Here is an 8,747-nt window from a genome sequence, read left to right as displayed (position 1 = left end):
CCACCCGCTTCGACAAACTCGCCGTGCGCTACGCGGCCACCGTGCACGTCGCCGCCATCAACGAATGGCTGTGACCGACTTCGACACAGGCCCTAACCCTGCCCGCCTCTCGCCTCTCGCCCTCACCGCCCGGCCACTTCGGCGGTGATCAAGGAGTTTGTGTAGGCCGGGCACGTGTTTTCCGACCAAAACTCCTTGGTCAACAGGAGAAGCCGGGCGCGGGGGCGTAGCTGGGGTTGGGTTGGTCCCGCCTGGGGCGCCAAGACCGTGATCGACGCGCCGCTTGGCCGCTCGACACGCTTCGTCCGGAGCGAAGGGTGGGCTCCGCCGCAGATCTTGGAGGCTCTACGCCCCTGTGGCGGCCGTTTCATACCAAGATCGCGCAGAGCCAGCCGAAGCAGGCCGAAGTGGAAGGCCAGTGCGGAGCCGGAGCGGAGCGAGAAGCCGGAGCTGAACCGGCAGCCGGGCCTTGGGAACAAGGTCGGAGACGGGCAGCCGTAGTTGGCCGCGCGGGGCGACCAAGAGTCAGCGCCGCGGTGAGTGCGCCTCGTCCAGCCATTCCCTGGTCCGCGAGTCCGCCCGTCTACCAGGGCTGACGGGCTGACGGGCTGACGGGCTGACGGGCTGACGGGCTGACGGGCTGACGGGCTGACGGGCTGACGATCGATCATGAGGTTACCGGCGACAAATCGGACGCCCGAGGCCGTCAACCTCATGATCGACGCGAGCACGCGCATAAGCGGGAGCGGGAGCATCGGCCGGAAGCCGGGTCGGCGCGCCGGCTCACGTGAGTGAGGCGACGTCGTTGGAGGGCGCCACGGGCCGGGTCGGGCGAGTGGCGGCAAGCCGACAACGGAACTTGTTGACCCTCGCCCCGGTGGAGGGCCGAGGATCGGTCCCGTGCTTGTCCACAGCTCGTACCCGTTGTCCACAGCCCCTGTGTCACAGGCGGTGGACAACCACGCTTCGCACTCGGCCGGTTACCCACAGACTGTGGACAACTCCTGGGGACGAGCCTGTGGACGCCTGGGGACGACTGTCACGTTGTCCCCAGACGGTGGCCGGCCTGTGGGCGGGCTGTTGAAGGTTCTGGGGATAGCGGTCGTCGGCGCTGCCACGGTTGTCCACAGAGCTGGGGAGAAAACCGGTGGATTACCGGTGGACAACCGGTGGACAGCCGTGGAAAACCCGGCGGCTGGCGAGGGCTGTGGACCGGGACACGAGTTTTACCCCTGGTTCTCCACAGCCAAACCACCTGTAGATAACGTGTCTGAGCTGCGCGGACGCGGGTTCTCCACAGTTTGCACAGGTGCGATGAAGACGATGAGTTATCTCTTCTAAACAACAAAAACCAATCATCACCGTTGGACTTCCTGTGGATCGGGCCGAAGCACTGCCGTCGGCAGTCGCCCGGGCACCTGGATCCACGGGGTCGGGCGCACAGCCGATGCCCGCGCGCCCTAAGGTGCGATGGGTACCCGCACGGTCGGGCGGGACGGGTGGCAGCGGTCGGCATGAGAGAGTTGTCGCTGACGTCGACGCGGAGGCATTGATGAAGTTCCGAGTGGAGCGCGACGCGCTCGCCGAGGCGGTCGCGTGGACCGCCAAGAGCCTGCCCAACCGACCCTCCGTACCGGTGCTGGCCGGGGTGATGCTCCGGGTGACCGACGGCAACCTCCAGGTCTCCGGCTTCGACTACGAGGTCTCCAGCCAGGTGACCGTCGAGGTGCAGGGTGACGCGGACGGCGCCGCCCTGGTCTCCGGCCGTCTGCTCGCCGAGATCACCAAGGCCCTGCCGGCCAAGCCGGTGGACATCGCCGCCGTCGGCGCCCACCTGGAGCTGGTCTGCGGCAGCGCCCGGTTCACGCTGCCCACCATGCCGGTGGAGGACTATCCCACGCTGCCGGAGATGCCGGAGAGCGCCGGCACCGTGGACGCCGCCGCCTTCGCCGCCGCCGTGGCCCAGGTGGCGGTGGCCGCCGGCCGCGACGAGACGCTGCCGATGATGACCGGCGTACGCATCGAGCTGAGCGGCGGCACGATGGCCATGCTCGCGACCGACCGCTACCGCCTCGCGCTGCGCGAGATGGAGTGGAACCCGGACGACCCGGAGATCAGCCTCAACGCGCTGGTGCCGGCCCGCACGCTGCACGACACCGCGAAGGCGCTCGGCCCGCTCGGCGGCCACGTCACCATGGCGCTGTCCTCCGGCGGTGCCGGTGAAGGCATGATCGGCTTCTCCGGCGGCACCCGCCGGACCACCAGCCGGCTGCTCGACGGCGCCAACTACCCGCCGGTGCGGTCGCTGTTCCCGGCCGACCACAACGCCGAGGCCCGTGTCGCCGTCTCCTCGCTCATCGAGGTGGTCAAGCGCGTCGCGCTGGTCGCCGAGCGCACCACACCGGTCCTGCTCAGCTTCAGCGCTGACGGTCTGGTGGTCGAGGCGGGCGGCACCGAGGAGGCCCGGGCCAGCGAGGCCATGGACGCCACCTTCAGCGGCGAGCCGCTGACCATCGGGTTCAACCCGCAGTACCTCATCGACGGTCTGACCAACCTGGGCGCGCAGCACGCGCTGCTCCGGTTCGTCGACGCGTTCAAGCCCGCGGTCATCTCCCCGGCCGGCGAGGATGGCGAGGTCATCCCGGGGTACCGGTACCTCATCATGCCGATCCGCGTGTCCCGCTGATCGCAGGCAGCACGACCCTGACGTACGGAGGTAGGAGCAGATGCAGCTCGGCCTGGTAGGACTCGGCCGGATGGGCGGCAACATGCGGGAGCGGTTGCGCGACGCCGGGCACGAGGTGGTCGGCTACGACCACAACCCGGAGATCAGCGACGCCGCGAGCCTGGCCGAGCTGGCCGAGAAGCTCCAGTCGCCCCGCGCGATCTGGGTGATGGTCCCCGCCGGCGTCACCGACGCCACCATCGACGAGCTCGCCGGTGTGCTCGGCGAGGGCGACATCATCATCGACGGCGGCAACTCCCGGTTCAGCGACGACGCACCGCGTGCCGAGCGGCTGAACGAGCAGGGCATCGGCTACCTCGACGTCGGCGTCTCCGGCGGCGTCTGGGGCCGGCAGAACGGGTACGCGCTGATGGTCGGCGGCGCGCAGGAGCACGTCGAGCGCCTCATGCCGATCTTCGAGTCGCTCAAGCCCGAGGGCGAGTTCGGTTTCGTGCACGCCGGCCCGGTCGGCGCCGGCCACTACGCCAAGATGGTGCACAACGGCATCGAGTACGGCCTGATGCACGCCTACGCCGAGGGCTACGAGCTGATGGCCGCCTCCGAGCTGGTGACGAATGTGCCCGGCGTGTTCAAATCGTGGCGCGAGGGCACCGTGGTCCGGTCCTGGCTGCTCGACCTGCTGGACCGGGCTCTCGACGAGGACCCGGAGCTGGCCGAGCTGAGCGGCTACACCGAGGACACCGGCGAGGGCCGCTGGACCGTGGACGAGGCGGTCCGGCTCGCCGTGCCGCTCAACGTCATCACCGCGTCGCTCTTCGCCCGGTTCGCCTCCCGGCAGGACGACTCGCCCGCCATGAAGGCCGTCGCCGCGCTGCGCCAGCAGTTCGGCGGACACGCCGTCCACAAGCGCTGACCGGTATCCACAGGCTGTGTACGTTCGCCGGCTCGAACTGGTCGACTTCCGCTCCTACGAGCGGGTCGGCGTCGACCTGGAGCCGGGCCCGAACGTGCTCGTCGGCGCCAACGGCGTCGGCAAGACCAACCTGGTCGAGGCGCTCGGCTACGTGGCGACCCTGGACTCGCACCGGGTCGCCACCGACGCCCCGCTGGTGCGGATGGGCGCCGCCTCGGCGGTGATCCGCTGCGCCGTGGTGCACGAGGGCCGGGAGCTGCTGGTCGAGCTGGAAATCGTCCCGGGCAAGGCCAACCGGGCCCGGCTCGGCCGGTCCCCGGCCCGCCGCGCCCGGGACGTCCTCGGCGCGCTGCGCCTGGTGCTGTTCGCGCCGGAGGACCTGGAACTGGTCCGAGGCGACCCGGCCGAACGCCGCCGCTACCTGGACGACCTGCTGGTCACCCGCCAGCCCCGCTACGCCGGGGTACGCGCCGACTACGAGCGCGTGGTCAAGCAACGCAACGCGCTGCTGCGTACCTCGTACCTCGCTCGCAAGACCGGGGGAACCCGCGGCGGCGACCTGTCGACGCTGGCCGTGTGGGACGCGCATCTGGCCCGGCACGGCGCGGACCTGCTCGCCGGCCGCCTGGAGCTGGTCGCCGCGCTGACCCCGCACGTGGCGAAGGCGTACGACGCGGTGGCGGCCGGCCGCGGCGCGGCGGGCATCGCGTACCGGCCTTCGGTGGAGCTGCCCGAACCCGGCGCCGACCGCGCGGCGCTGGCGGAGGCGCTCACCGCCGCGCTCACCGCGAACCGCGCCGCCGAGATCGAGCGCGGCACCACGCTCGTCGGCCCGCACCGCGACGACCTGGCGCTGTCGCTCGGCCCGCTGCCCGCCAAGGGGTACGCGAGCCACGGCGAGTCCTGGTCGTACGCGCTGGCGCTGCGGCTGGCCGGGTACGACCTGCTGCGCGCCGACGGGATCGAGCCGGTGCTGGTGCTCGACGACGTCTTCGCCGAGTTGGACACCGGCCGCCGGGAGCGGCTGGCCGAGCTGGTCGGCGGCGCCAGTCAGCTTCTGGTCACCTGTGCTGTGGACGACGACGTGCCGGCGACCCTGCGCGGCACCCGGTACACGGTGGGCGACGGGACGGTGCGGCGTGTCTGACGACGAGGTGCGGCTCCCGCCCGCGCGGCTCGGGCCGGGGCGCGACGCGCGTACCCCGGGAAATCCGGCGGGCGGTGAGCCGGCCGCGAACCCGCCGGAGGGCGCGAGCGGGCCGGAACTGGCGCGGGCCGTGCTCGACGCGGCGAAGGCCCGGCGGCAGGCGGCGGCCCCGCGACGGCGCGGCGCGGTCCGCGGCGACGGCGAGAAGCGGCTGCGCGGCTACTCGGGCCCCGGGCCGGACCCGCGCGACCCGCAGCCGCTCGGCGCGGTGCTGGACAAGCTGATGAAGGCGCGCGGCTGGCAGCAGCCGGCGGCCGAGGCGACTGTGTTCGGCGCGTGGGAGAAGGTGGTCGGCGCGGAGGTCGCGCAGCACAGCCGCCCGGTCAAGCTGGAGGACGGCGAGCTGACAGTTGAGGCCCGCTCGACGGCGTGGGCGACGCAGTTGCGCCTGCTGGCGGGCTCGCTGCTCAAACAGATCGCCAGCGAGGTGGGCCACAACGTGGTGCGCAAGCTGCACATCCACGGGCCGGCGGCGCCGTCGTGGTCGCGCGGCCCTCGACGGGTACGCGGGCGCGGCCCCCGCGACACCTACGGCTGATCGACACCGCCCGAACGCCGTGCCTCCCGCCGGGCGCGCTTGAGTTCGCGCTGCTCGCGGCTCCACTGCTTGCGGCGTTCCAGGTCCTGCTTCCACGCCTCGCGGGCCAGCTTCGAGCCGCCCTGCACCGCGCCCTGCACCTGGGAGGGGCCGGCGAGGTTCTGGAAGACCCAGCCCAGCAGGCGGCCACCCTTGCCGGAGGCGTCGCCCACCTGCTCGTCGTCGCTCATCGGCCGCCCTCTCCGTCGCGGGGTTCGTGCACCACAATTGGTACACCACCCGGCTGTGGCGGGTGCGGTCAGGCGTCGGCGTAGACCGCGAAGCCCCGCTCCGCGCAGCGCCGGTAGAAGGCGGCCAGCACACTCAGCTCGGCGCAGGTGAAGTTCCACTGCGGCGGATCGCCGTTCTCGTCCCGTAGCCGGTCCAGCCGGCTGTCCAGCCAGCGGAGCTGCTGCTCGGCCAGCCGGCCGTCGCCGAGCAGCGCGCGCAGCACCTCGCTCACCGACTCGAACGTGACCGGCTCGCCGTACGGCCGGTGCCGGGCGACGAACTTCTCCACGCCCTCGGCGATCCAGGAACAGCCGTCCGGGTCGATCACCGGGTCCTCGTCCTCGACCGCGTTCTCCGTGGCGTAGAGCACATTCTCCAGGCCGAGGATCAGGTCGACCAACTCGGTGTACGCGGTCGCGCGTACCGTGCCGGTCTTGGCGATCAGCTCGGCGAGCGCCGCGGTCGGCGCGGAGATCCGGGGCATGTCCACGATCTCGCCGAAGTCCACGAACTCAGCCGGCGCGACCGGGTCGTAGAAGCGGCCGGTCCGCGGCCAGTGCACCGCGACGTTGTCCAGCCCCATCTGGCGTCACCTCTCACGAAGCGTTTTCGGACCATCTCCGACGATCGTCCCGGTTCCGGGCGCAAAAGATCAAGACCGCAACGGCGGCGCCGCAAAAGCTACGGCACGCCGGGCCCGGCCGCGACCCCCGGGCGGGTGTGTCCGCCGACCCCGGCCGGAAGACCGTCCCGGCTCACGGTGGCCGGTGGCGCGGTAACGGCCCGTTGGCGTGTGGGGGGAGTCGTGGGCGGCGCGGTTCGTCCGGCTACGGCATTCTCAGCCGCCCCGGAGAGGGTGCCGAGTGGCGGTTTGGTCGGCTCCGCACAGTAAGATTGAGGGCGAGACGAAAGACCCGAGACGGAGCGACGGACAGGGGCCCGCATGAGCCCTCGATCATAGTCCCGCATCGGGTCCGAGCCGATCGCGATCCGCGGGCAACCGCGGCGCCCGGCGCACGTGATCCGAGCCTGGCGACCCCAGGGGCGGACCATGCGCGCCGACGTCGTGTCCTGTCCGCCGAACCCGCGCCTCCGCGCCCACGCGCGGCCGGTGCGAGAAAGTGGCCGAGCGTGGCAGCGGAGGACAACAAGAAGTACGGTGCCGAGTCCATCACCGTGCTCGAGGGCCTGGAAGCGGTCCGGAAGCGGCCCGGTATGTACATCGGGTCCACCGGCGAGCGCGGTCTGCACCACCTGGTGTGGGAGGTCGTCGACAACGCGGTGGACGAGGCGCTGGCCGGGCACTGCGACACCATCGACGTGGTGCTGCTGGCCGACGGTGGTGTCCGGGTCACCGACAACGGCCGTGGCTTCCCGGTCGACCTGCACCCCAAGCTGAAGAAGCCGGGGGTCGAGGTCGCCCTGACCGTGCTGCACGCGGGCGGCAAGTTCGACGGCAAGGCGTACGCCGTCTCCGGCGGCCTGCACGGCGTCGGCGTCTCCGTGGTCAACGCGCTGTCCACCCGGATGGCCGTGGAGATCCACAAGGACGGCTTCGTCTGGCGGCAGGAATACCACCACTCCAAGCCGACGCCGTTGGAGAAGGGCGAGGAGACCGACCGCACCGGTTCGGCCGTCTCCTTCTGGCCCGACCCGGACGTCTTCGAGACGGTCGACTTCGACTTCCACACCATCTACCGCCGCCTCCAGGAGATGGCCTTCCTCACCCGGGGTCTCACCATCCACCTGCTCGACGAGCGGGTGCCGGAGGACGAGGACGGCAAGACCCGCGAGGTCACCTTCCACTACGAGGGCGGCATCGCCGACTTCGTCCGGCACCTCAACGCCTCCAAGAGCCCGATCCACAAGACGGTGGTCGAGTTCGGCGCCGAGGAGACGGGCATGTCGGTCGAGATCGCCATGCAGTGGAACGAGTCGTACGGCGAGTCGGTCTACACCTTCGCCAACAACATCAACACCCACGAGGGCGGCACCCACGAGGAAGGCTTCCGGGCCGCGCTGACCAGCGTCGTCAACCGCTACGGCGCCGAGAAGAAGCTGCTCAAGGGCGACGAGCGCCTTTCGGGTGAGGACATCCGCGAGGGCCTGGCCGCGATCATCTCGGTCAAGCTCACCGACCCGCAGTTCGAGGGCCAGACCAAGACCAAGCTGGGCAACACCCCGGTCAAGGGCTTCGTGCAGCGGGTCTGCAACGAGTCGCTCGTCGACTGGTTCGACCGCAACCCGGCCGAAGCGAAGATCATCATCCAGAAGGCGTCCCAGGCGGCGCGCGCCCGGATCGCCGCCCAGCAGGCGCGCAAGCTCGCCCGGCGCAAGTCGCTGCTGGAGTCCGGCTCGATGCCCGGCAAGCTGGCCGACTGCCAGTCCACCGACCCGCGTGAGTCCGAGGTCTTCATCGTCGAGGGCGACTCGGCCGGCGGCTCGGCCAAGCAGGGCCGCGACCCGCGCGTCCAGGCGATCCTGCCGATCCGCGGCAAGATCCTCAACGTCGAGAAGGCCCGCATCGACCGGGTGCTGAAGAACAACGAGGTGCAGGCGCTGATCACCGCGCTCGGCACCGGCATCCACGACGACTTCGACATCGAGAAGCTGCGCTACCACAAGATCGTGCTGATGGCCGACGCCGACGTGGACGGCCAGCACATCCAGACGCTGCTGCTCACCCTGCTGTTCCGCTTCATGCGGCCGCTGGTCGAGCTGGGCCACGTCTACCTGGCCGCCCCGCCGCTCTACAAGATCAAGTGGAACAAGAAGGGCGACGACGCCCAGTACGCGTACTCGGACCGCGAGCGCGACGGGCTGATCGCCCTGCGCCAGCAGAAGAAGCCAAACGCCCGCCCGGACGACATCCAGCGGTTCAAGGGTCTCGGCGAGATGAACTACCCCGAGCTGTGGGAGACCACGATGAACCCGGGGACGCGTACGTTGCGGCGGGTCACGCTCGACGACGCCGCCACGGCGGACGAGCTGTTCAGCGTCCTGATGGGCGAGGACGTCGAGGCTCGCCGGTCGTTCATCCAGCGCAACGCCAAGGACGTGCGGTTCCTGGACATCTGACGGACGCGCCCGGGCCGGCCGGACATCCACCGGCCGGCCCGGAAGTCCACAGAGT

At 70.8% G+C, this 8,747-nt stretch carries 7 protein-coding genes; 5 read left to right on the top strand and 2 right to left on the bottom strand.

All coding sequences use genetic code 11. From position 1 onward, the window contains the following. Nucleotides 1–1,552 precede the first annotated feature (1,552 nt). From dnaN to AB0C17_RS11815, 4 genes are read left to right on the top strand one after another with little or no spacing between them, the layout of a single operon-like run. Nucleotides 1,553–2,686 (top strand): DNA polymerase III subunit beta, encoded by a 1,134-nt coding sequence (dnaN, locus tag AB0C17_RS11830; RefSeq protein ID WP_357382160.1) that lies wholly within the window; start codon nt 1,553–1,555, stop codon nt 2,684–2,686. A gap of 40 nt (nt 2,687–2,726) precedes the next feature. Further along, entirely contained in the window at nt 2,727–3,599 is an 873-nt protein-coding gene (gene gnd / locus AB0C17_RS11825) for a phosphogluconate dehydrogenase (NAD(+)-dependent, decarboxylating) (protein WP_357382162.1), read from the top strand. A gap of 16 nt (nt 3,600–3,615) precedes the next feature. Next, complete coding sequence (gene recF, locus AB0C17_RS11820; RefSeq protein WP_357382164.1) at nt 3,616–4,746, top strand: DNA replication/repair protein RecF; 1,131 nt, start codon at nt 3,616–3,618, stop codon at nt 4,744–4,746. Then, on the top strand, nt 4,739–5,344 hold the full coding sequence (locus AB0C17_RS11815; RefSeq protein WP_357382166.1) for a DciA family protein: 606 nt from the start codon (nt 4,739–4,741) through the stop codon (nt 5,342–5,344). Before recF ends, AB0C17_RS11815 begins: the two co-directional genes overlap by 8 nt. On the opposite strand, the gene AB0C17_RS11810 is transcribed toward AB0C17_RS11815, so the two are convergent. Then, complete coding sequence (locus AB0C17_RS11810; RefSeq protein ID WP_357382168.1) at nt 5,335–5,574, bottom strand: hypothetical protein; 240 nt, start codon at nt 5,572–5,574, stop codon at nt 5,335–5,337. The genes AB0C17_RS11815 and AB0C17_RS11810 overlap by 10 nt on opposite strands. Before the next feature lie 68 nt (nt 5,575–5,642). Continuing rightward, complete coding sequence (locus AB0C17_RS11805; RefSeq protein WP_120572509.1) at nt 5,643–6,197, bottom strand: hypothetical protein; 555 nt, start codon at nt 6,195–6,197, stop codon at nt 5,643–5,645. Between the two features lie 548 nt (nt 6,198–6,745). On the opposite strand from AB0C17_RS11805, the gene gyrB reads away from it, so the two are divergent. Further along, nucleotides 6,746–8,692: a DNA topoisomerase (ATP-hydrolyzing) subunit B gene (gene gyrB / locus AB0C17_RS11800; RefSeq protein ID WP_357478246.1), complete on the top strand. Its 1,947-nt coding sequence runs from the start codon at nt 6,746–6,748 to the stop codon at nt 8,690–8,692. Nucleotides 8,693–8,747: the final 55 nt, after the last annotated feature.

This window comes from Micromonospora sp. NPDC048887 (assembly GCF_040649715.1).
Taxonomy (GTDB): Bacteria; Actinomycetota; Actinomycetes; order Mycobacteriales; family Micromonosporaceae; genus Micromonospora.
This window is presented reverse-complemented; position numbering and strand designations above follow the sequence as displayed.